At 42.1% G+C, this 23,466-nt stretch carries 17 protein-coding genes; 16 read left to right on the top strand and 1 reads right to left on the bottom strand.

Annotation, left to right across the window (positions count from 1 at the left end):
* The 15 genes from K1X84_01150 to purM all read left to right on the top strand — a co-directional run.
* Nucleotides 1-623: NADH-quinone oxidoreductase subunit L (locus K1X84_01150; GenBank protein MBX7150216.1), on the top strand; the 623-nt coding region annotated here is incomplete at its 5' end.
* A gap of 46 nt (nucleotides 624-669) precedes the next feature.
* Complete coding sequence (locus tag K1X84_01145; protein ID MBX7150215.1) at nucleotides 670-2,250, top strand: NADH-quinone oxidoreductase subunit M; 1,581 nt, start codon at nucleotides 670-672, stop codon at nucleotides 2,248-2,250.
* Between the two features lie 30 nt (nucleotides 2,251-2,280).
* Nucleotides 2,281-3,234: an alpha/beta hydrolase gene (locus K1X84_01140; GenBank protein ID MBX7150214.1), complete on the top strand. Its 954-nt coding sequence runs from the start codon at nucleotides 2,281-2,283 to the stop codon at nucleotides 3,232-3,234.
* A 12-nt stretch (nucleotides 3,235-3,246) separates the two neighbouring features.
* Nucleotides 3,247-6,627: an AAA family ATPase gene (locus K1X84_01135; protein ID MBX7150213.1), complete on the top strand. Its 3,381-nt coding sequence runs from the start codon at nucleotides 3,247-3,249 to the stop codon at nucleotides 6,625-6,627.
* A gap of 42 nt (nucleotides 6,628-6,669) precedes the next feature.
* Nucleotides 6,670-8,112, top strand: a complete 1,443-nt coding sequence (locus K1X84_01130; GenBank protein MBX7150212.1) for an NADH-quinone oxidoreductase subunit N — start codon at nucleotides 6,670-6,672, stop codon at nucleotides 8,110-8,112.
* 88 nt (nucleotides 8,113-8,200) lie between these two features.
* Nucleotides 8,201-9,214 carry a D-alanine--D-alanine ligase gene (locus tag K1X84_01125; GenBank protein MBX7150211.1) on the top strand — a complete coding sequence of 338 codons (1,014 nt, stop codon included), beginning with the start codon at nucleotides 8,201-8,203 and terminating at the stop codon, nucleotides 9,212-9,214.
* Nucleotides 9,215-9,273: 59 nt separating this feature from the next.
* Complete coding sequence (locus K1X84_01120; GenBank protein ID MBX7150210.1) at nucleotides 9,274-10,056, top strand: enoyl-CoA hydratase/isomerase family protein; 783 nt, start codon at nucleotides 9,274-9,276, stop codon at nucleotides 10,054-10,056.
* Between the two features lie 150 nt (nucleotides 10,057-10,206).
* Nucleotides 10,207-10,671, top strand: a complete 465-nt coding sequence (locus tag K1X84_01115; protein ID MBX7150209.1) for a DUF3592 domain-containing protein — start codon at nucleotides 10,207-10,209, stop codon at nucleotides 10,669-10,671.
* Nucleotides 10,672-10,758: 87 nt separating this feature from the next.
* Nucleotides 10,759-12,861 (top strand): elongation factor G, encoded by a 2,103-nt coding sequence (gene fusA, locus K1X84_01110; GenBank protein MBX7150208.1) that lies wholly within the window; start codon nucleotides 10,759-10,761, stop codon nucleotides 12,859-12,861.
* Between the two features lie 19 nt (nucleotides 12,862-12,880).
* Nucleotides 12,881-14,050 (top strand): glycosyltransferase, encoded by a 1,170-nt coding sequence (locus tag K1X84_01105; GenBank protein MBX7150207.1) that lies wholly within the window; start codon nucleotides 12,881-12,883, stop codon nucleotides 14,048-14,050.
* 116 nt (nucleotides 14,051-14,166) lie between these two features.
* Nucleotides 14,167-15,225, top strand: coding sequence for a 3-isopropylmalate dehydrogenase (locus K1X84_01100; protein ID MBX7150206.1), 1,059 nt, complete (start codon nucleotides 14,167-14,169; stop codon nucleotides 15,223-15,225).
* Nucleotides 15,226-15,227: 2 nt separating this feature from the next.
* Nucleotides 15,228-16,190, top strand: coding sequence for a threonine/serine dehydratase (locus K1X84_01095; GenBank protein ID MBX7150205.1), 963 nt, complete (start codon nucleotides 15,228-15,230; stop codon nucleotides 16,188-16,190).
* A gap of 8 nt (nucleotides 16,191-16,198) precedes the next feature.
* The gene (gene rfaE1, locus K1X84_01090) at nucleotides 16,199-17,683 is read left to right on the top strand and encodes a D-glycero-beta-D-manno-heptose-7-phosphate kinase (protein MBX7150204.1); all 1,485 of its coding nucleotides are present in this window, start codon (nucleotides 16,199-16,201) and stop codon (nucleotides 17,681-17,683) included.
* Nucleotides 17,684-17,715: 32 nt separating this feature from the next.
* The gene (locus K1X84_01085) at nucleotides 17,716-18,849 is read left to right on the top strand and encodes a glycosyltransferase (protein ID MBX7150203.1); all 1,134 of its coding nucleotides are present in this window, start codon (nucleotides 17,716-17,718) and stop codon (nucleotides 18,847-18,849) included.
* Nucleotides 18,850-18,904: 55 nt separating this feature from the next.
* Nucleotides 18,905-19,906 carry a phosphoribosylformylglycinamidine cyclo-ligase gene (gene purM, locus K1X84_01080; GenBank protein ID MBX7150202.1) on the top strand — a complete coding sequence of 334 codons (1,002 nt, stop codon included), beginning with the start codon at nucleotides 18,905-18,907 and terminating at the stop codon, nucleotides 19,904-19,906.
* Nucleotides 19,907-20,262: 356 nt separating this feature from the next.
* Here the strand turns inward: purM and K1X84_01075 are convergent, their stop codons facing one another.
* Nucleotides 20,263-21,231 (bottom strand): hypothetical protein, encoded by a 969-nt coding sequence (locus K1X84_01075; GenBank protein ID MBX7150201.1) that lies wholly within the window; start codon nucleotides 21,229-21,231, stop codon nucleotides 20,263-20,265.
* A gap of 226 nt (nucleotides 21,232-21,457) precedes the next feature.
* Between K1X84_01075 and K1X84_01070 the strand changes: the two genes are divergently transcribed.
* The gene (locus K1X84_01070; GenBank protein MBX7150200.1) at nucleotides 21,458-23,437 is read left to right on the top strand and encodes a DUF2723 domain-containing protein; all 1,980 of its coding nucleotides are present in this window, start codon (nucleotides 21,458-21,460) and stop codon (nucleotides 23,435-23,437) included.
* The last annotated feature ends 29 nt before the right edge of the window (nucleotides 23,438-23,466 follow it).

Below are 23,466 nucleotides of genomic sequence, written 5' to 3'. Positions count from 1 at the left end.
TTTATATGTCCCGCCTTGTTTTCCTCACATTTTTCGGCGAAAGCCGGACAAAACCCGAAGCCCGTGAACATTTACATGAATCGACTTCAGTTATGACTGTGCCGTTGATGATCCTAGCGTTTTTTGCTGTCATCGCCGGTTTCATCGGGATCCCGGAAGCTTTGGGCGGCCATAATTGGTTCGGTCATTTTCTTGCTCCGGTCGTTGGTGAGCACGCTGCTCCTTCCGAAGTTCATGGTTTCAGCGAGGGTATTCTTATCGGCATTTCCATTTTTGCAGGTCTTGCCGGGATCGGTTTTGCTTATTTGATGTATTTTAAAAATACGCCACAAGCTGATAAACTCAGTACCGAATTTAAACCTGTGTATACAACACTACTGAACAAATATTATGTCGACGAAGCATACGATAAACTGATTGTTTCTCCTATTAAATGGTGTTCCGAAAAAATTCTTTGGAAAGGCGTTGACGTCAAAGTTATCGACGGTTTTCTCAATGTCACTGCCATTACAACTGATCTTACGGGACGTGTGCTACGGTTATTTCAAACAGGTTACGTTCAGACGTATGCGTTTTTTATTTCGCTCGGCCTGTTTTTAATTATTTACTATCTGATGAAGTAATTCTGGTATTCTGATACAATGAGGATTCGTCATGGGCTACAATGAAATGGTGCTGTCTCTGCTCATTTTTCTTCCGCTGATCGGTTTTTTCATCGTCAGTTTTCTTCCGAAGAACAGTGAGAATCTGATCAAGCAAGTGACCTTAGGAATTACACTGATCACATTTGCTGTATCGCTCCCGATGTTTTTTTTATTTGATGCGAACAATGCCGATGTCCAGTTTGTTTATAAAACGGCATGGATAGAAAATTGGGGCGCCTATTATTCGCTTGGGATTGACGGGTTAAGCTTGCTGCTTGTTTTGCTGACGACATTTACCATGCCGCTGGCCGTTCTGGCGTCGTGGAAATCGATCCACGGCAGCGTTAAAGGCTTTATGATTTCTATGTTGTTGCTGGAATTCGGTATGATCGGCGTTTTCGTAATACGCGACATGTTATTGTTCTATGTGTTCTGGGAAGCGATGCTGATTCCGATGTACCTGCTGATCGGCATTTGGGGACACGACGACCGTATCAAAGCTGCCGTGAAGTTTTTTATTTATACGATGGCCGGAAGTTTATTGATGCTCATCGCTATTATCTATATGTATTTTCAAACGTCTCCTGTCACGGTCAATGGCGTTCAAATTGCTGCGCATTCATTTGACATGGAAGCGTTTTATACTCTCGGCATTCCGTATGAAATACAATATTGGTTATTCCTTGCTTATGCATTGGCCTTTGCAATCAAAGTTCCGATGTTTCCCTTTCACACATGGCTGCCCCTCGCACACGTCGAGGCCCCCACGGCAGGTTCGGTTATTCTGGCCGGCATTCTTCTTAAAATGGGAACGTATGGTTTTCTTCGTTTTTGCATTCCGTTCTTTCCGGGTGTAGCACAAGAAATGGTGCCGCTATTTACGGTTCTAGCGTTGATCGGGATTATCTATGGAGCGCTGGTTGCCATGGTTCAACCGGATGCTAAAAAATTAATCGCCTATTCGTCCGTGAGTCACTTGGGATTTGTTATGCTGGGCATTTTCGCCATGACCATTCAGGGATGGCAAGGCGGTTTGATTCAAATGATTAACCACGGAATTTCGACAGGCGCCCTGTTCCTAATGATCGGCATGCTCTATGACCGACGCCACACTCGCCTGATCGAGCAATTCGGAGGCTTGTGGAAAGTCATGCCGGTGTTTTCGGTGATTTTTTTAATTGTATGCCTTTCTTCACTTGGATTGCCCGGCACAAACGGATTCATCGGTGAATTTCTTGTTCTGATCGGAACCTTCAATTCTCCTAACGATCATTCAAAAATTTATGCAACAATTGCCATGACCGGTGTGATCCTGGCGGCCGTGTATTTACTTTGGATGTATCAGCGCATGATGTACGGGGAAGTAAAACACGAGGAAAACAAGCATCTCAAAGATCTTTCTTTACGTGAATATGCCGTAATTATTCCTTTTCTCATCATGATTTTCTGGCTCGGTATTTATCCTAAAACTTTCATGCAGAAAACCGAAGCAACGATGCAAAAATTTCTGAAAAATTATCAGACGGCGATTCAGAATTTCGAAGAAGAAAAAAAGAATCCTGGAAAAAAAATTCTGCCGGTCGAGCAGTTTAAATCTAAAGATTAAATTAACTTTGTCGTTGAGTTTGATTCTGTTGTGAAAACATTTATTCTTCTGTTTGGGTTTTTGAGCGTTTCTTCCGTTTATTCATCGGATCAGACCGGGTTTATCGAGTCTTCTGACGGCGTTAAGTTGTATTATGAAAAAACGGGATCGGGTCAACCTTTGATTCTGATTGCCGGCGGTCCGGGCGATTCGCATGCGTATTTTAAACCGTATTTTAAACAGTTTCAAAAATCGTTTACTGTAATTTTTTTCGACGCACGCGGCCGCGGCCGATCAACTTCATTGACCGATCCGGCGCTTTATAGCGTCGATAAAGACGTTGAAGATATCGATAATTTACGGCAAGCTCTGGGCTTCGATAAAGTTCATCTTTTCGGTCATTCGTACGGCGGCATTATCGCTCAAAGTTATGCGTTTACACATCCCGACCATGTCCGAAAGGTGATTCTGTGTAATACCTTTCACAGTGCGGAAGGATGGCAAAACAATATCGATAACTGCAACCGACATATACAAGAAAGTTATCCGGACGTCTGGACGCGTCTGATGGAAATGCGAAAAACCATGAAATCCAGCGCGTCAGAATGGAGAACCGTATATGATCAGTGTTATGCAACGATGTACTGGTACAGTTCAGAAAAACATAAAAAACATCTTTCAAAGTATTCGGCCATTCAGACGCAGCAAGATGTTTTTTCGGAGGCGGTTTATTATGCGATCATCGGTGATGATCCTGATTTTGAAGTCAGCGGTACGATGAAAAATCTTGACCTGCGACCGACACTTCGCCATTTAACCATGCCCGTATTGGTTTTGACCGGAAGGGCCGATAAAGTTGCAACGACCAAACAGGCTTTTGAAATCAAGGAATTGATTCCAAACGCCAAGATACATATATTTGAAAAAAGCGGGCATTTGCCTTTTGCTGAAGAAAATAAATCATTCACAAAAGTCGTACGTGACTTTCTTAACGGTAATCTTTAACCGGGATTGATCGTGGCGGATTCCAAAAACACATTATGTCCGAGTTGCGCAAAAAGTTTTTCTTTTGAAACGGATGCGTCGAAGTGCCCGCACTGTAAATACGCTTTCACCCGGGATCTTCATACTATTCACACCGCTCATCTCGCTGAAATAAACGGAAAAGCTTTTGATAATCTGGTTGAGCAATCCATTCAACTGATTACCAAAGAAAACTATGAAGAAGCGGGTTATTTGGTTAACACGCTTCTTAATTTGGCTTACTCGAACGATCAGAATTTACGTAAAATCGGCATGCTTTTTCACGATGCCGACAAAGATGCAATTGCACTGGTCTGTTGCGAACGGGCTCTGCAAATCAATCCTCAGGATGCGTGGAATCATCATTGTGTAGCCCAATGTTATGAAGCGATCGGCGTCCTCGATAAAGCCTTGAAATATGTTCAGGAAGCCGTTCGGCTCGAGCCACTACAAGCGCAACACCAGACTTTGCTCGGGCAAGTGTATGACCGCCAGAATCAGCACACGCTTTCGGCCAAAGCTTATCTTCAATCTATCGCGATGAGTAATCAGTACGAAAAAGGTTTCGATCACGTTGTTGACGAACATATTGATCTTACACAAATAGATGCATACGCACAGGAATTAGCAAAAACCCATCCGCAATCCGATGCTCTTTTTCAGGCTATGGGGCATCTTCATTTAGCCAAAATGAATTTTCCGAAAGCCGAAGAACACCTGAAAAAAGCTTTAGGTATTAAGCCCAATCAGGCAACGCTTTTAAATAAGCTGGCTGATGTTTATCAAAAACAAAATAAATTCGATGCGGCGGTCGAACAATACAAACAAGTTTTGTCGATCGATGAAAAGAACATCGAAACGCTGCGCAGCCTCGGAAAACTTTTCAAAGAAAAAAGCCGTTGGGCCGAAGCGCTCCCGTATTTTGAAAAAATTCTCAAGCTGAATTCCAAAGACAGCAATGCCGCTTATGAAACCAAGGAGATGTATCGCAAATTGGGTAATCCGCAAAAAGCCATTGAAATCATGAAAGATTATCAAAAAGCCGATGCGAATTATTTCAATTGGGCTATGCACCATATTTTTGAAATCCTTTATTATGATCTGAAAGATGACAAACAATTGGCTGAACTTGTCGAAACGACTTATCCCAACAAGATCAACGATTCGTTTGTTTATGACTACTATGGTTACAGTTTGATGAACTTAGGCCGCTTAGATGAAGCGGTAAAATCGTTTGAACGTTTTATCGAACTGGAGCCTAAAAACGCACGCGTTATGCGCGAATTGGGGCGTGTATTCTGTGATTTGCAAAAATATCAGGACGCGATCGATATTTTGAAAAAATCGTTTGCCATCGAAAACAAAAATTCGTACGGCTTTTATTACCTCGCTCTCGCCTATCATAAATTGGGCAAAGACGATTTATCGAAAAAGACATTGGCCGAAGGCAAACAATTCGATCCCAATTATAAATGGTTTGATGATTTATTGACGGAAATTGACCCCAATCATCAGGTCACAACTCCTACAACGTCAGAAACCTCTCAGCAAGATACGTCTTCTCAGGCAACTTCCACCGTTTTAGGTGAAGGTGTTATACCCGGACTCCCCAATTTTCTACGTGATCTCACGCAACTGGCTAAAGAGAATAAAATCGAGGACATTTTTGGGCGGCAAAGTGAGTTACGCGAATTGATTGAAGTATTGTGCCGCCGCAGCAAAGCGAACCCTTTGATTGTCGGACAACCTGGCGTCGGTAAAACCGTTTTGGTCAACGGCCTTGCCCATTTACTTGCGCGCGGCGACGTTCCGGATATTTTGCGGCCATACCGATTACTTGAATTGGAAGTTTTTGCCGTCGTCGCCGGAACACGGTATGTCGGAACGCTGGAACAAAAGTTCATGCAGCTGACCCAATTCTGCCGCAACAACAAAGTCATCATTTTTATCGATGAATTACATACGCTGATGGGAGCAGGCTCTTACAGTTCGCATGAAACCGGCGGTCTTGATGAAATGTTTAAACCGCTTATGACGCAGCCGGATTTTAAATTGATCGGCGCTACAACTGACGAAGAATACCAGAAAAATATTGCCAAGAGCGGCGCTTTTGACCGGCGATTTACACGAATCACCGTATTTGAACCCACTAAAGACGAGACGATGAAAATACTCGAATCGCAGCGTCCGAAACTCGAAGATTTTTATCGCGTGAAATTATCCGACCGTGTTATGCGGACAATTTTTGATATGTCCGATAAATATATCAAAAACCGTTATCTTCCCGATAAAGCTTGCGACCTTCTCGAACGTGCGGCCATCAAAGCAAGTCTTTCCCGTCCTGCCGACCAGAAAGATGCGGCCACGGTCAATGAAAATCATATCGTGCAAGCGGTATCACAAGTGACGCGTATTCCTGAAAGTAACATTCAGATCGATGCGATGAGCGGAATGTTATCGCTCGAAGAACGCCTCCGTGCACGCGTCGTTGGACAAGAAGAAGCCATTCAAAAAGTTGCCGAAGTCGTGCGCATGACCAAAAGCGATCTTGATGTCAATCCTGAACGTCCTGACGGCGTATTTTTATTTGTTGGCCCGACAGGCGTCGGTAAGACTGAATTAGCCAAAGCGCTGGCGGAAACGTTGGAAGGCAGCGAAAAACGTCTTGTGCGTCTGGATATGTCTGAATTCAACGACCAATATGCTTTGTCTAAATTGATCGGTACCGCACCGGGTTATGTTGGCTATGAGGACGATGGGCGTTTGACGAAAGCCGTTCGTGAAGATCCATCCGCCGTGATCCTGTTGGATGAAATCGAAAAAGCGCATCCAAAAATTTACGAAGCTTTTCTGCAAGTGTTTGACGATGGGCGTATGACCGATGGGAAGGGACAAACGATTGCTTTTACGCATACGACTATTATCATGACGTCCAATCTAGGCGCCGAACATATTTACGGGAAAGTCAAAATGGGTTTCGGCGGTGCCAATACGGATGAAGTTAAGGAAATTTCTGAAGGCATTATGTCGTCTTTGCGTAAACATTTTACGCCGGAGTTTCTCAATCGCATCGACGAAATTGTTGTATTCCGCCCGCTGGACGAGCAGACTATCAAGAAAATTGCCCGCCAAAAAATCGACGTCATTGTGCGGCGTTTTGAAGAAAAAGAAATCCGCATTAATGTTGAAGATCAGATTCTCGATTTATGTATACGAGGCTTGGATTTGAGACGGGAAGGTGCCAGGGGACTTAATCGCTCTTTAGAAGAATTGATTTCACGCCCACTGTCTCGCGTAATGATCGAAAACCCCGGCTGCCGTGTTTATAATATTACCCGGCACGAAGATAAAGTTGTAGTTATGAGAGGAATGTAGTTCACGTCAAGCTTGACCGATAGTTTTTATAACGGAGGATTTGTGGAAGTCTTTATTCCTGATACGAACATGTCGGCTATTATGCCGCAAATTATTTTAACCATTGGCGCCTGCCTCGTTCTTTTATTAAGCGTTTTTGTGCACAGCACGCGAAAATACCTGGGTTACCTATCCGCCTTGACGTGCGTTGCCGCATTGGTCAATACGTTTATGATTTGGGACATCAATCAGACGGTTTTCGCAGGTATGATCACGATCAATAGCTATTCCAACGCTTTCAACATGATCATTTTGATCAGTGCAACCCTGATTGCTTTAGTTACGCATGATGCTGTCGATGATCATAAAATTGGTGAGTTTTTTTCCATCGTTTTGATTTCAACTCTTGGCATGATGATCATGGCTTCGAGTCAGAATTTATTGGTTATCTTCCTGGGCTTGGAAATTTTATCGATCGGACTTTACGTTCTGATAGGTATGAATCGCGCCCGCGTTCATTCGCTTGAAGCCGCGCTCAAATATTTTCTATTGGGCGCTTTTGCTTCCGGATTTTTCCTTTATGGCATTTCGCTGACGTATGGCACAACCGGCAGTTTTGATCTGGTTAAAATCAGCCGCTACTTGCAGACCAATAACATGCTGGGCGATCCGTTGATGCTGAGTGCATTAGCTATGCTTTTGATCGGTTTCGGATTTAAAGTGGCGTTGGTGCCTTTTCACATGTGGTCACCCGATGTTTATCAGGGCGCTCCTGCACCGATCACCGGTTTTATTGCCACCGCCCCAAAAGCGGCCGCATTTGCAGCTTTTGCACGCGTATTCGTCGAAGCTTTCGCACCGCTTCACATTGACTGGTCGACCATTCTATATTGGATCTGCATTATCACAATGGTTACCGGTAATTTATTGGCATTGATCCAAACAGACATCAAACGCATGCTTGCTTTTTCAAGTATCGCGCATGCCGGTTACATTATCATGGCTATTCTCTCTGGACCTAAGTTGGCTGACAGTAATCCCGGCTTTGTGTCCAATTCGATAGCTTTTTATGTGATGGTTTATGCGCTCATGAATCTTACGGCGTTTTCGATCATTTACATTTTTGAAAGCCGCGAAGGGCGTAATCTTAAAATCGAAAATTTCGCCGGATTCGGCGCTAAATATCCCATGCTCAGCGTAGGAATGACGATTGCCATGTTATCGCTGGCGGGCATTCCTCTCACCGGCGGTTTTATTGCCAAACTACAAATTTTCTCCACGGCCATCGATGCGGGATATGTCGGATTAACCATCGTCGCTGTTATCACGGCGCTGATTTCGGTTTATTATTATCTCAACGTGTTGGTTAAAATGTATTTCAGCGAACCCGAAGAACCGTTGGAAGACGTAGAAGTTTCTAAAGCCACTTCGCTGGCATTGATGCTCAGCAGCGCCGGAATCATCGTGCTCGGTGTCCTTCCGTCTTTGATGATGAAATTAATGTAAACTATAGTTACACCGTGCCTTTGAAAGCCTTTGGTTCCAGACACGATGGGATCGAAGGCTTTTAAATTTGAGCCAATCGGAGTTTTAAATGAACCTGGTTATTTTTGCAGGTGGAACGTCAAGTGAACGGGATGTCTCATTGTCTTCTTCATCGGCTGTTTTTAAAGCCATGCACGACACCGGCCACAGTGTGACAATGATCGACACGGCTTCCGGTAATCTCATTACGCCGGAAATGCTTGCTCAAATTGGTTCCGCACCGCCGGACAGAATTGCAATGGAAAAAGCGGCTGAAAAACAATTGGCGGTCTATTCGCAGTTGATTGATTCGGATATCGTAAAAAAAGCTGATGCGGTTTTTTTAGGCTTACACGGCGGTATCGGCGAAAATGGGAAACTTCAAAGTCTTCTCGATTTGGCGAAAATTCGTTACACAGGTTCCGGTGTTCTTGCAAGCGCATTGGCAATGAACAAAGTCATGTCGAAACGGGTTTTTGAAAGCATCGGCGTTCCGACCCCGCAATATTTGTTTTTTAAAAAGGACGAATCGCATTCAAAAATTATTACAAGAATTGAAACGGATTTTAGATTTCCGTTAATTGTTAAACCTAATGAAGAAGGCTCAACAGTAGGACTGTCGCTCGTAAAAGAAAAATCAGAATTGACCAATGCAATTCATAAAGCGGCGCAATATAGCGATATCCTCGTCGAAGAGTATATTGCAGGGCGAGAATTGACCGTCGCTGTAGTAGGAGGTGAGGCTTTGCCGGTAATCGAGATCATTCCTCAAAGCGGTTTTTACGACTACGAACACAAATATACTAAAGGCAAAACACAATATGTTTGTCCCGCAGATATTTCGCCTAATGTTGCTGATGATGCCCGGCGTTTTGCAAAAATGGCATTTGATGGAATCAACTGCCAGGGATATGCACGAATTGATTTCCGGTTAAGTCCGGAAGAAAAGCTGTATTGCCTGGAAGTCAATACACTGCCGGGAATGACGGCAACAAGCCTGGTCCCAAAAGCGGCCAAAGCGGTAGGTATGGAATTTGATAAATTGATCGAAAAAATCATTCAGTTGGCCATCGCTAAGACATGACGAAACTCATTTTCTGATTATTGAAAAATTCACATATTTAAAATAAGGAGAATTTCCCGATGGCTTATAAAAATATTTTACTGGAAACGAAAAACAAGATCGCTTACCTGACGATCAACCGACCGGATAAGCTGAATGCCCTGAATTCGGAAACATTCACTGAATTGTACGATGCGTTTAAAAAGTTAAACGATGATTCTCAAGTAATCGGCGTAATTCTAACAGGCAGCGGTGAAAAAGCTTTTGTAGCCGGCGCCGATATTACTGAACTGGCCGTACAAACTCCTGTGACCGCCAAAGAATTTGCGCTACGCAGCGAAGTGGTTTTATGTTTTATCGAACGCATGAATAAACCTGTTATTGCCGCCGTCAACGGTTTCGCTCTTGGAGGCGGTTGTGAATTGTCGATGGCCTGTCACATGCGCATTGCATCTGAAAATGCCAAATTCGGCCAGCCGGAAGTGAACCTGGGTTTGATTGCCGGCAATGGCGGAACTCAGCGTCTTCCTCGGCTTGTCGGAAAAGGACGCGCGATCGAGTTGCTTTGCACCGGCGATATGATTTCCGCTGAAGAAGCTTTTCGGATCGGCTTGGCTAACCGCGTCGTAAAAAAAGAGGAATTAATTTCAACCTGTGAAAAGATGTTGAATACCATCGGTTCTAAGGCTCCGGTTGCCGTCAAACTTACATTGGAAGCTGTTCAGAGCGGGATGGAAATGACGCTGGCCGAAGGACTTAATTTTGAGGCCAATTTATTCGGCCTGGTATTCTCCAGCGATGATATGAAAGAAGGAACCAAAGCCTTCATGGAGAAACGCAAACCGAACTTTCAGGGAAAATAAATTTTAAAAGCCGGTTAATAAATTTAGCCGGTTTTTTTATCTACTAAATTTTTTTGAATGACTGTAGTAATTATATTATTGGTAGCCACTGTAATTGCCTTTGGATTTAATTTTATCATTAAAATTAATATCCAAAGAAAACGACTTTGGATGGCAATTTTTTCATTCTTGTTGATTACCGGATCATTCCTGGCTGTTACATTTTTTTCTGTGTTCGATATTTCTCTCAAACTTAAACAATGGCCTACGGCCGAAGCCAAAATCATTTCATCGGAAGTAGCCGGCAAACGAGCCTTTCATCCTGAAGTCGTTTTAGAATACTCTGTGAACAACCAGCACTATACGCTCAAAACCGATATGGACGTTCCCGGCTTTGGTACTAAAAACAACCGGCTAAATGTGGCCAGAGAAACAGTAATAGAAAATTTCCCGGGTAAAATGCTGACTGTTCATTATAATCCCGATAACCCAGCCGAAGCCGTTTTACATACGAGTGGGAAATTTTCCTCTTATGTTTTTTTGAGTATCGGGGTTTTCATGTATGCTTTCGGTGTTTATGGTGTTTTAAGTTTCTTATTCAATTTAACCAAGCCACAGCCTTTGAAAAATTTTTGATTTTAATTAACCGATTATTTACTTTTTGGTGCGTTACTTTCCTGACAGCGCACCCCCAGCACCACACCTTAAAACGGGAGAATGATTATGAAATCTTACGCTCCTGACAAAATCCGTAATATTTGTCTTGCGTCGCACGGTGGCACCGGCAAAACAACGTTATCCGAAGCCATTCTGTATGTAGCCGGCGAAAAAAAACGATTTGGCACGATTGAAGAAGGGTCTACCGCGAGCGATTATAATTCAGACGAAATTGAACGTAAATTTTCGATCAATACATCGCTGATGCATTGCGAATGGAAAGGAGTGAAGATCAATATCCTCGACACGCCGGGATATGCCGACTTTCGCGGTGAAGTTCGCGGAGCTATGAGCGTAACTGACATGGTGATCATTCCGGTCAAAGCAACTGCGCTTATGGATGTAGGAACCGAAATTGCGTGGGACTACGCCGCTGAACATAACCTGCCTGTTATGTTTGTAATCAACGAATTAGACAAAGAAAATTCAAATTTCGATAAAACATTTGACGTGTTGGTAGAACGTTTCGGAGGCGATCGTCACATTGTCGAAATTGGTTTTCCTATCGGCGAAGGCCGGGCTGATTTCAATAAGATCTTCGATATCATCAAAATGCAGTTATTGAAATTCAACACCGATAAATCCGGTACGTACGAAGCCCTGGATGTTCCAAACGAATTCAAAGAACGCTTAAATAAACTTCACGAAATCTTGATCGAAGATGCGGCGGAGAGTGAAGAAAAATTCATGGAGGATTATTTTGAAACCGGTACCCTGACAGATGATGAATTTGCAACCGGTTTGCGTGAAGGTATCCTCGCACGCAAAATCATTCCTGTTTTCTGCACCAACGGTATCAATTCAGTCGGTGTTCGTCCGCTGCTTGATTTCATAGTTGATTTCGGTCCTTCACCGGCGGAAATGCCTGCCAAAAAAGGTTTGTCTGCAACCGGCGCTTCTGAAACGCGTGAATGCAAATTAGACGCTCCGTTTTCAGCTTTTGTTTTCAAAACACTCAGTGAACCGCATGTCGGCGAAATGTCGTTATTCCGTGTATACTCTGGTGCGGTAAAAACCGGCGACGATGTGTTGAATGCTAACAAAGGTTTGATGGAGCGTATCGGACAGGTGTTTTTGCTCAATGGAAAAGAGCGCGTCGATAGCGGTCAGATCGGCGCCGGCGACATTGCAGCATTGGTTAAACTCAAAGACACTCATACTAATAATAGTTTATGCGATAAAAACAAAACAGTCCGATATGAAGAAATAAAGTTTCCCGATCCGATTATTACGTTCGCTATTATTCCGAAAGGAAAAGCCGACGAAACCAAGATCAGTACCGGGCTTCATTCACTCCATGAAGAAGATCCTTCGTTTGTTTATACCTACGATACCGAAACGTTACAGAGCATTGTCAGTGGTCAAGGTGAAATGCATCTGACTATCATTACCAAAAGACTGAAAGACCGTTTCGGCGTGGAAGTAGATTTGATCGATGCACGAATTCCATACAAAGAGACTATCCGGGGATCGATCAAAGACGCTGAATTTAAGCATAAAAAACAATCCGGAGGCCGAGGGCAATACGGACATGTACACCTGAAAATTGAGCCCAAAAAACGCGGCGAAGGTTTTGAATTTATTGACGACATCGTTGGAGGCGTCGTACCGGGACGTTTCATTCCGGCCGTTGAAAAGGGCGTGACGGAGGCCATGACGAGCGGTGTTATAGCCGGTTATACGGTAGTTGACGTCAAAGTCAGCTTATTTGATGGATCGTATCACGATGTCGATTCGGATGAATTGTCATTCAAAATCGCTGGCGCTCAGGCATTCCGCAAAGGATTTAAAGACGCGCATCCGGTAATTCTCGAGCCGATTTATGAAATTGAGGTTAAGATTCCTGAAGAATACATGGGTGCCATTATGGGCGATATTTCAGGCCGCCGCGGTCAAATCCAAGGTATGGAGGCTGATGGCCATTTCCAGATTGTCCGTGCTCACGTGCCATTGGCTGAATTACAAAAATATGCAACTATTCTGCGGTCGATGACCAGCGGTCGAGGCGTTTTCAGAAAAAAATTCACGCATTATGCTGAACTGCCTCACGAACTTGCGCATAAGATCATCCAGGAATACGAAGAAAGACGCGCTCAAGGCGAGAAGTAAATTTCTTAGGAAATTGTTCATGTCTTTTTTGATAGACTATGCTCCTTTGTTCGCATCTCATATAATGGGTTATGGCTATTTTGTTGCTAAAATAGGTGGGTACCTATTATACCGTCCATACCGGGACAATACAAATGGCTTAAAGACTGCAGTAGTTGTTCCGGTTTATAATGAGGATGCACACCTTTTTAGGTCTTGCCTGGAATCTATTCTGAATCAATCGCACCAACCTGATGAAATTTTCATTATTGATGATGCATCATCAAATGATGAGTGTTATCAAATCGCTTATAATTTTTCGTTAGGTAATCCTCGAATAACTGTACACCGTTTCGCTAAAAATATAGGCAAGAGAATGATCCATAAATGGGTCGTTGAACGGTCGCAAGCTGATATTTTAGCCAATATCGATAGCGATGTTATCGTTCAGCCCCATGCTTTGGAAGAGGCGCTCAAGCCTTTTGCCAATAGTGCCATACAGGGCGTTGCTACACATACTACAGCGATCAATTATCGGGTTAATTGGCTGACTCGGTATCTTGGAACAGTTCTGATTTCGCAAGATTTTGATCGTGCTGCGCTTTCCGTTTTTGATTCAGCCTATGCAACCGGAAGATTGTGTTTATTCAGAACATTGATATATAAAGAATATATGAACGATTATATTTACGAGCGATTTCTAGGCGCCTCTATGCGAACAGGTGATGATTCTTGTATGACGCGTTTGGCAATGCGTCGCGGGAGGGTAGTGTATCAAGAAACAGCTCACGTTCAAACACCAGTCGCCGAAAGTCTCAAAGTTTTTTTGCAACAATTTCTCAGGTGGGAGCGCAATACGCTTCAAACCAATTTACGATTTATAATGGAATTAAAAATTGTAAGGCCTTTTTGGCTATTTAATGTGCTTGATTTATTTTCTCGCCTGCTGTTTGGGCCTTTGTTTGTAGTCGGTGTTATCATAAATCCTGAAATTGCTCTCAAATCATTTGCAGCCTTTTATCTTATATTTCTAATGCTTTCCATTCGCGGCCGCACTAGTGTTCTAAACGAAAGGATGAGTTGGTTTTGGCTCCTCGTAGCTCCTATTTTAAAAGTCGTACAATCTATGATCGCTACACCGATTAGAGCCTTTGCTCTTTTGACGATCCGTAAAGATACATGGGGTACTCGTCAGGAGATGTTTGTATAAGACATAGAAATACATTGCATCGATTTGTAAATCCTCATTGAATTTCCCTCCTTATTTTGATAACTTGGCGTCAACTTCAAACAGTTATTTGAACGGTTTACTTTTCAAGGTTATTGATGAAAAAAATTGCAGTCATACCCGGTGACGGTATCGGCACGGAAGTAATTCACGAAGCTTTAAAAGTCATCGAAGCTACTCAGGCCAAGAAGCCAATGGATATTGATCTGGTTAGAATGGATTATGGTGCTGAAAAATATCTCAAAACAAAAATAACGATGCCTGAAGAGCAATACGATGATTTTAAAAAAAATTATTCAGCGATTCTCATGGGCGCGTTCGGCGATCCACGCGTTCCAGGTAACGAACATGCCAAAGACATTTTGCTTGGTACCCGGTTTAAGTTGGATTTATACGTCAATTTTCGGCCGGTTAAATTGCTTGATGAACGTTTTTGTCCTCTGAAAAATAAAACTCCCATGGATGTGAATTTTACCGTTTTTCGTGAAAATACGGAAGGTGTTTATGTGGGTGTGGGAGGAATTTTTAAGAAAAATACTCCTGACGAAATTGCTATACAGGAAGAGATCAATACGCGTAAGGGCGTTGAGCGTATTATCCGTTACGCATTTGAATTTGCCCGCAAAAACAATCTGAAAAAACTTGCGATGGCCGATAAAAGCAATGCGATGCAATACGGGCACAACTTGTGGTATCGTTGTTTTTTTGAAACTGCCAAAGAATATCCTGAAATTACTTCAAAACATTTTTATATTGATGCTTTGGCGATGATGATGATCCGTGAACCGGAAAATTTTGAAGTTATCGTGACGAACAATCTTTTTGGCGATATTATCACGGATATCGGTGCACAACTGCAGGGTGGAATGGGTTTGGCTGCATCCGGAAATATTAATCCTAACGGTGTATCGATGTTTGAGCCGGTTCACGGAAGTGCACCGGATATAGCTGGAAAAAATTTAGCCAATCCGATGGCAGCCGTTCTCACGGCTGAAATGATGTTGCGCCATCTTGGTTTTACGACCAATGCCGACATGATTGACCGGGCAGCGCGTATTGCTATCCAAAAAAACAAGTTAACGCAGGAACTCGGTGGAAGCCTTGGAACAAAAGAATGCGGTGATTTTATTTGTGAAGTAATTAAAAACGGTAATTAATTATGATTACGTACGATGATGTTTTAGCTGCTTATAGGAAAGTGGCGCCTGTAGTTCACCATACTCCTATCCTGATGTCCAATATTTTAAATGATCGTTCCGGAAATTCGCTTTTTTTTAAATGTGAAAATTTCCAGCGCGGTGGTTCATTTAAAATTCGAGGAGCTTATAATAAAATCAGTTCATTAACGTTTGATCAACTCCAACGCGGTGTCGCTGCTTTTTCATCGGGTAATCATGCTCAGGGTGTCGCGCTGGCGGCAAAGCTGCTGAACACTTCCGCAAAAATTGTGATGCCGACCGACTCGCCTAAATCCAAAGTGGAAGGAACACAAAACTACGGCGCTCAAATTGTTTTCTATGATCGAATGAAAGAAGACCGCGAAGTTATTGGAAAAAAAATTGCTGAAGAAGAAAACCGTGCGCTTGTTGTTCCTTTTAATGACGATTACATCATTGCTGGCCAAGGAACAATTGGAATAGAAATATACGATCGTTTCAAAGATTTGGATTATGCGTTTTTTCCGGTGGGCGGCGGCGGTTTGATTTCCGGAAATGCCGTTTCGCTTAAACATTTGATGCCTCATATTCGCGTAATCGGAGTTGAAACAGAAGCTGCTAACGACGCCTATCAGTCATTTCGCACTGATAAAATTGTAGCAATCGCACCGCCAAAAACCATCGCCGACGGAATGCGAACATTATCTTTGGGGCCGAAAACTTTTGAAATTATAAAAAATAAAGTTGATGATATTGTACTCGTGAGTGATAAAGAAGTTATAGCGGCCATGGAACTTATTTATTCACGACTAAAAATCATTGTTGAACCAACCGCCGCCGTTCCTCTCGCTGCTGTACTGAAAAACGAATTGAATCTGCATAATAAAAAAATAGCCGTTTTATTAAGCGGTGGCAATGTAGATGTGGATGTTTTTTTTGATTTTTTAAAAACTCAGGCTAATTAAATTGCTCAATGCATAAAGATAATTTCCGAAATATTCTTTACTCTGATCGCCAACCGAAGATACTGGTTGTCGGTGATATCATTTTAGACAAATATATTTGGGGTGTAGTCGAACGGATTTCTCCTGAAGCGCCCGTTCAAGTTGTCCATGTTCAGCGTGAAAACATTGCTCTTGGTGGCGCCACCAATGTTGCCCACAATTTAGCTGTTATTGGCTGCGATGTAACGATGCTTGGTGTTATCGGAAATGACGATGATGGTTCAACATTAAAATCAGAACTCGCAGCAAAAACAATTCGTACCGACGGCGTCTTTGTCGATACACAACGCCCTACCACTACAAAAACCCGGGTTGTTGCAGGTAACCAGCAAGTGGTACGTATTGATCACGAGGTTGCAGATAATATTTCGCAGGAAATTGAAAATCAAATATCTGCATTCCTTAAAAAATACATTCAAAATTTTGATCTGGTGATTTTATCAGATTATAGAAAAGGCGTTTTGACTGATAAAATTATCACTGACGTTTTAAGTGTTGCAAAACAACATCATGTCAAAACCCTTGTTGATCCTAAACGTCAAGATTTTTCCATTTATTCCGGTGCGACTGTTATCAAACCTAATTTGAAAGAAGCAGAAGCTGCCGTTCGGCGTAAATTGAAAACCCAAGATGACTCATACAAAGCAATCAAGGAAATTCAGCAAAAATATAATGCAGAATCGGTTATTCTGACTCGCGGTAAAGAAGGAATGATGGTTATTGAAAACGATTCTATTGCGATCATTCCGGTGACAGCACGGGAAGTCTTTGATGTAACGGGCGCAGGGGATACCGTGATTGCTTATTTAGGATTACTGATTGCGTCGGGCTATTCTTATGTCGAAGCGGCGAAAATCGCCAACGTCGCAGCCGGCATTGCCGTAAGCCGTGTAGGTACGACCACCGTTTCGAAAGAAGAAGTCTATCACCAACTTGAAGAAATGACCAGCGGATCAAAAAAAATTCTAACGCTTCAGGAAATTTCATCACTCTTGCCAAGTTTACGGCACAACAAGAAAATTGTTTTCACTAACGGCTGTTTTGATATTCTTCACGTCGGTCATATTACTTTATTAAACAAAGCACGCAAACTTGGCGACAAGCTCATCGTGGGTTTGAATAGCGATGCCTCAATTCGCCGTATCAAGGGCGAAAAAAGGCCGATCGTATCCGAAGCTGAGCGTGCTCATATTTTGTCAGCCATAGAATCGGTTGACTACGTCGTGATTTTCGATGAAGATACGCCGCTCGAGTTAATCAAAGCGGTTAAACCGGATATTCTCGTTAAAGGTTCCGATTATACTGTCGAAAAAGTTATTGGCCATGATGTCGTAGAAGCCTATGGCGGACAGGTTGCGCTTGTTGATCTGGTCAATGGATTTTCTACAACTAACATTGTTGAGTCAATTTTAAAAAATTATAGTACTGTATCTTCCGATTCTTCTGAAAAATAATTTCATCCACTAAGAACCAACACTCAATCGTTTTGAGAATCACCCTTGTTGCGCCTGTTTATCCGCTTCGCGGAGGTATCGCCCAATATGCCGGGATTTTGTATCAGGAACTCCGGAAAAAAGGCCACGATATCCAGATTGTTAATTTTAAGCGGCAATATCCAAAATTGCTTTTTCCAGGCAAAACTCAGACTGAAACCAGTGATGAGCCAATTATAATCGAAAGTAAAATTATTATCGATTCGATCAATCCCTTTACTTGGTTTCAAGCATATCGCGAAATTAAAAAGTTCCGAACCGAACTGGTCATTTTTAAATATTGGATGCCGTTTTTTGGGCCGTGTTTGGGTGTCATCGCACGCTTGAGCCGACGATTTGCTCATAGTAAAATTATGATGATTTGTGATAATATTTTGCCGCATGAGAAACGCATCGGCGATATAACCTTGACACATTTTATTTTGAATAGTACGGATTTGTTCATCACGCAATCCGATACAGTCAAAAAAGACCTTTTATCTCTCAAGCCAGCCGCTCAATATAGGAACACTCCGCATCCGATTTATAATATTTTTGGTCCTCAAATACAAAAAAAAGCCGCAAAAGCGGAATTGAAAATTTCATCCGATCGCGTGATTCTTTTTTTTGGGTTTATACGCAAATACAAAGGACTCGACATTCTGCTTAGGGCTATGCCGATAGTGTTGAAACAAATTGATGTCCAGTTACTTGTTGCCGGAGAATTTTATGACTCGGAGCAAGAATACCGTGATTTAATCAAAGAATTAAAATTAGAAAATCACGTAACGGTTTATGCCGATTATTGTCCGAATGAAAAAGTCGGTCAATTTTTTTGTGCGAGCGATGCTGTTGTTTTGCCTTACCGGTCAGCAACTCAAAGCGGAATTGTTCAAATAGCTTATCATTTCAATAAACCGGTTATTGTAACGGATGTTGGCGGTTTAGCTGAAGTTGTTCTGGATCATATCACTGGTTTCATAACGCCTCCCAATGATCCTGAAAGAATTGCCGAATCCATTTTGAAATTTTACGCTGAACACCGTGAAACTGAGTTTACAAAAAACATCGAAACTGAAAAGAAAAAGTATACATGGGAAACCTTTGTCGAAGTGCTCGAAGATTTGGCCGGAGTTCAACGCCTATGAATACCCTCGTAATCAAAGTGTGACATCGATTCCCAAAATAAATCAGGAGATTTAAGTGTCTCAAACAACGACATACAAAGACAGTGGCGTAGACATTAGTAAGGGTAACGAAACTAAAGACCGGATCAAAAAAATGGTCAGGAAAACATTTGACAAGAATGTGATCTCCGAGATAGGATTGTTCGGAGGTTTTTATCGTTTCCCAAAAAACAAGTTTAAAGATCCGGTATTAGTTTCCAGCACTGACGGAGTCGGAACAAAACTTAAAATTGCCGTAATGATGGGCAAACACGACACAGTCGGAGAAGACTTGGTGAATCATTGTGTGAATGATATTCTTGCTTGCGGCGCGACGCCTCTCTTTTTCCTTGATTACTTAGGATTAGGTAAAGTCGAGCAAAGGGTCATTGGTGAAATTGTTGAAGGCTTGACAAGAGGCTGCAAAAGCAACGGATGCTCACTAATTGGCGGAGAAACAGCTCAAATGCCCGGTTTTTATGCTGACGGTGAATACGATATGTCCGGAACAATAGTTGGTGTAGTAGAAAAGAAAAAAGCTATCAACGGCTCGTCGATCCAAAAAAGCAATGTTCTTATCGGATTACCTTCGTCTGGGCTTCATACTAACGGATATTCACTTGCCAGAAAAGTGCTTATGGAAAAATACCGGCTTGAAGAAAATGTGCCTGAGTTAGGTTGTAGTTTGGGAGAAGAACTACTCAAAGTCCATAAGTCATATCTGAAACCCATTAAATCGGTGATGGAAAAAGCTGACGTCAAAGGAATTTCACACATCACGGGTGGAGGAATTTTTGAAAATACTTATCGGATCATTCCGAAAAAATTAAAAATTAAAATCGATTGGTCTTCGTGGGAAGTGCCGCCTGTTTTTGAGTTGATTCAACATTTTGGCAATGTTCCTTATGACGATATGATCCGTACATTTAATCTCGGGGTAGGAATGATTATCATAGTCGACAAAAAGCAAGTAGATTTAGTGATGAAACTATTGCGGCAAAAGAAAGAAAAACCGTTTGTCATGGGAGAGATCGTTTAATGTCAGAACGGTACGAAGACACCAGAATTGGGGATGTTGATCGGGTTCGATATAATTTTTCTGTAATAATTGATACTTCCAATTTTTCCTTTTCGTTCAACCCTGTTTGCAGTTGCAAGCCGAATTCAAGCCTTTCCAAACATGCAACGACAATTTTCGTCGGATAAAATGAAGGCGGGTGTTCGATCTCTGAAGTTTTTTTGGTTGGAACAATTATTAATGCCAAGATAGCAAAAACGATGTACCATCTGATTTCTTTTATAAATTTTTTCATAATGATTAAAAAAATTGCGTGATACAGGTTGTGGAGGATGAGAGAAGAAAAATTCCTGTATCACGCAAGATTATAATTGCATTTATTGAACTTTATTGTACGGAAGCGCGACAACCAATGAATTGTAAGGCGCTTCGCTATCAAACACGGTGCTATGGGTAAAGAAATCAATTACGCCAATGTGATTACCCGTTACGCCGTTGTTTTCAACGGTCCATTCGACTGTGTAAACTCCGTCTCCGGATACGGCGTCGCCGTCAACGCCTTCATCATTGAAAATATTTTTCGCACGTCCAAGATGTGCTTTGTTGCGTCCGCGATGAACGATTCCGTAAGGCGCATCATCCGTATTGCTATTCGCAATAGCAATTTCAATGCGGACTTGATCGCCGGGTTGAACGGTCGGCAACGATGTTTGATCCGTAAAGAAGTAATTCAGCGGATCGCCGATAGTATAGGTTTCGGTATTGCCGTCATGGGTGACATAAATATTAATATTACCGGTTAAGCTCAAAGTACCGCCATCAGAAATCCCGTATGCCGGAGTAATACCGTCACGGATCCAGCGCTGGACAGCTGTCGTATCGGGATTGCGGACAAACCGGATTTTCCGTTCCATTTTGTGTACCAAAGGCTTGAAATAAAATCCACGGACATTGTTATTGGTATCGCGAGTGCGAATTACAAATTGTCCGCGCAATAAGTAACGGATAGTAGCCGTTGCGGTCATTCCATCATCGGAAACCTGGACGTCAAGGCGGTCGCGTACAATTCGGGCATGTCTAAGGCGACGCCCGTAAGCCACGGGTTCGATTGCACTCAAGGATTTTGCCAGAGTTTCCGAGCCTGATGCTATAGTCGCGAAATTTGAAGGATCTTCTTCGTTCATAATGTCAACGCCGTAAATTTCATCGGCATCGGTCTCAATTTCTTCCTGGATGGATGCTTCGTCAACTGTTAACGAATCATTGTTATCCGAACAACTGATTCCATACAAACTGAGCCCCAGTAAGAGCATCAGCAAATTTGTTTTTTTAAGTAAGGTGATCATACATTTACTCCTTAGTTCTTAAATTTAGATTTTTCTCTTTATCTACGTGTTTGGCCTTTAACACTTTGAACCATCATAATTCAATTTTGATGCCAGAATTTGTGACAAAAATCATTATCATTAAACACCTGTTTATATTTAAATAAACTAATTAAACCCTCAATGTTGTGTGACGGTAATATCGTCATAGCGTTTTTTTCGTCATTTTCTGTTAATTTTGAAAAACATGAAAGCAAACAAAACACAGCAATTGAACCAATCTGATTTAGCTGCTTTTAATGATAATTTTTTTAAAGCCGGGTTGATTCTGAGTGGAATGATTCCACTTGCGGTTTACATTGCTGGGCTGGCTCCTACAGTGACGTTTGAGGACAGCGGCGAATTGATTACAGCGGCTTATTTATGGGGAATCGCTCATGAACCAGGATACCCGCTTTTCACAATCTTAGGAAAATTATTTTCATTTCTTCCGATAGAGAGTGTGGCGTGGAGAATCAATTTGATGTCAGCCGTTTTTTCGTCCGCCGGAATCATATTTTTATATTGCTCCTGCGTACTCTGGCTGAGAGAATTGAAGGCATCGCTTATTTCAATAACCGCACTCATCACGGTCCTCTGTGTTGGGATGTCGCCGGCGTATTTCAGTCAATCCGTAATTACGGAAGTTTATGGGCTCAACAATTTTTTTACAGGTTTTTTATTGTGGATTTTATTTCAGTGGCGGTTGGCGCGGATCAATAACCTGACTAGTACTAACAAATATTATTATGGTTTTTGTTTTCTTTCAGGACTAACGGTGACAAATCACCATACTGCTATGATTTTTATTCCATTCGGCATATTTGTCATTTGGTCAGTCGACCCAAAGTTTCTACTGAATACTCGTAGAGTTTTGATCGGCACGATACTGGTGATGGCCGGATTGCTACCATATTTGTATCTTCCCATCGCTTCATCGTTTAATCCGTTAATGGATTGGGGCGATCCTGACAATTGGACTAATTTTTGGAGGGTGGTATCACGTCATCAATATGGGTTAGACATTACCAAACCCCGTACTCTTCCGGTTTTACTTTCCCAAATTGGCCTACATTACCGGATTTTGTTTGAACAGTTCGGCATTGTTTGGATGGCATTGGGCGGTGTTGGTCTGATCACTCTGTTTTTCAGGAAACGAAAATTATTTTATCTGTCCTTAGTCTTTAATGTACTGACAGGTCCGTTGGTAGCTTATTTGACCAATGTTGACGTGACCATTCGCGATACTTTTGCCGTAGCCGAACAAAAAGCTCTCGTATCAGTGATGTATCTTCCTTTTCACATGTGGTGGGGTCTTTTAATGGCGACTGGATTAGGATCGATCGTTCAATGGGCTATTCAAAAAAATTTTAATAGAAATCTACGCCATGCCTGGTTTGGAATCCTGGTGGCAATTCTGATATTTTTTGGGTATTCGACTTTTAAAAAAGAATCCATGCATGAATATTATTTCACTGAAAAGTATAAAGACAATCTTCTGCATACTATTGAATCCAATTCAATTGTGATCGGCAACTGGGACCCGTTTGTATTTCCGATGATGTACTATCAACACGTTGAAAACGAAGCAAAAGATATAGTCTTCATCGATGTTGAGCTTTTGCGCAGAAGTTGGTACATCCGTATGCTTCAGCGCTGGTATCCGGCATTCATGCAACGTTCGCAAGCGCCTGTAAGTGAATTTCTCGACGCCGTTGCCCCATTTGAAAAAGGAGAAAAGTTTAACCCAATGTTTATCCAACAAAAATATATCGCAATGATCAATTCATTCATTGACCGGAATTTTGACGAACGACCTGTTTACCTGACCATTTATTCGCCGATTCGTCCGCTGGAATCCGGGATTGCCACGAACTATAAGCGTGAGCCATATTTTGTCGGATACCGGCTTCGCAAAGAATTGAACCATTTAGTAACAGAAATTCCAGAATCAGTGGATGTAAATTTTTTTATTCATTCCAAAACATCGCCTGATCGAATGGCTGACATGATCAGAAATTATTATTCAATTTTATTGGCAGAAAGAGCAATGATATTTGAAGCCGACAATCCGGTCCATGCTTTGACTTTATACGAGCGGTCGCTCGAACTGGTTGAATCCGAATTAATCAGGAACAATATTTATGCACGTTACCAAAATGTTTTGACTCATTCACGTCAGAATTGAATGAACTGCTTAAACGATCTAATTTGTAA

This window comes from bacterium (assembly GCA_019695335.1).
GTDB lineage: Bacteria > CLD3 > CLD3 > SB21 > SB21 > JABWBZ01.
This window is presented reverse-complemented; position numbering and strand designations above follow the sequence as displayed.

Bases quoted from the DNA above. Each gene is read 5' to 3' on its own strand.
- K1X84_01125 (MBX7150211.1), top strand. From the start codon at position 8,201: ATGAACCTGGTTATTTTTGCAGGTGGAACGTCAAGTGAACGGGATGTC.
- rfaE1 (MBX7150204.1), top strand. From the start codon at position 16,199: ATGCATAAAGATAATTTCCGAAATATTCTTTACTCTGATCGCCAACCG.
- K1X84_01095 (MBX7150205.1), top strand. From the start codon at position 15,228: ATGATTACGTACGATGATGTTTTAGCTGCTTATAGGAAAGTGGCGCCT.
- K1X84_01120 (MBX7150210.1), top strand. From the start codon at position 9,274: ATGGCTTATAAAAATATTTTACTGGAAACGAAAAACAAGATCGCTTAC.
- K1X84_01145 (MBX7150215.1), top strand. From the start codon at position 670: ATGGTGCTGTCTCTGCTCATTTTTCTTCCGCTGATCGGTTTTTTCATC.
- K1X84_01105 (MBX7150207.1), top strand. From the start codon at position 12,881: ATGTCTTTTTTGATAGACTATGCTCCTTTGTTCGCATCTCATATAATG.
- fusA (MBX7150208.1), top strand. From the start codon at position 10,759: ATGAAATCTTACGCTCCTGACAAAATCCGTAATATTTGTCTTGCGTCG.
- K1X84_01070 (MBX7150200.1), top strand. From the start codon at position 21,458: ATGAAAGCAAACAAAACACAGCAATTGAACCAATCTGATTTAGCTGCT.
- K1X84_01115 (MBX7150209.1), top strand. From the start codon at position 10,207: ATGGCAATTTTTTCATTCTTGTTGATTACCGGATCATTCCTGGCTGTT.
- K1X84_01075 (MBX7150201.1), bottom strand. From the start codon at position 21,231: ATGATCACCTTACTTAAAAAAACAAATTTGCTGATGCTCTTACTGGGG.
- K1X84_01100 (MBX7150206.1), top strand. From the start codon at position 14,167: ATGAAAAAAATTGCAGTCATACCCGGTGACGGTATCGGCACGGAAGTA.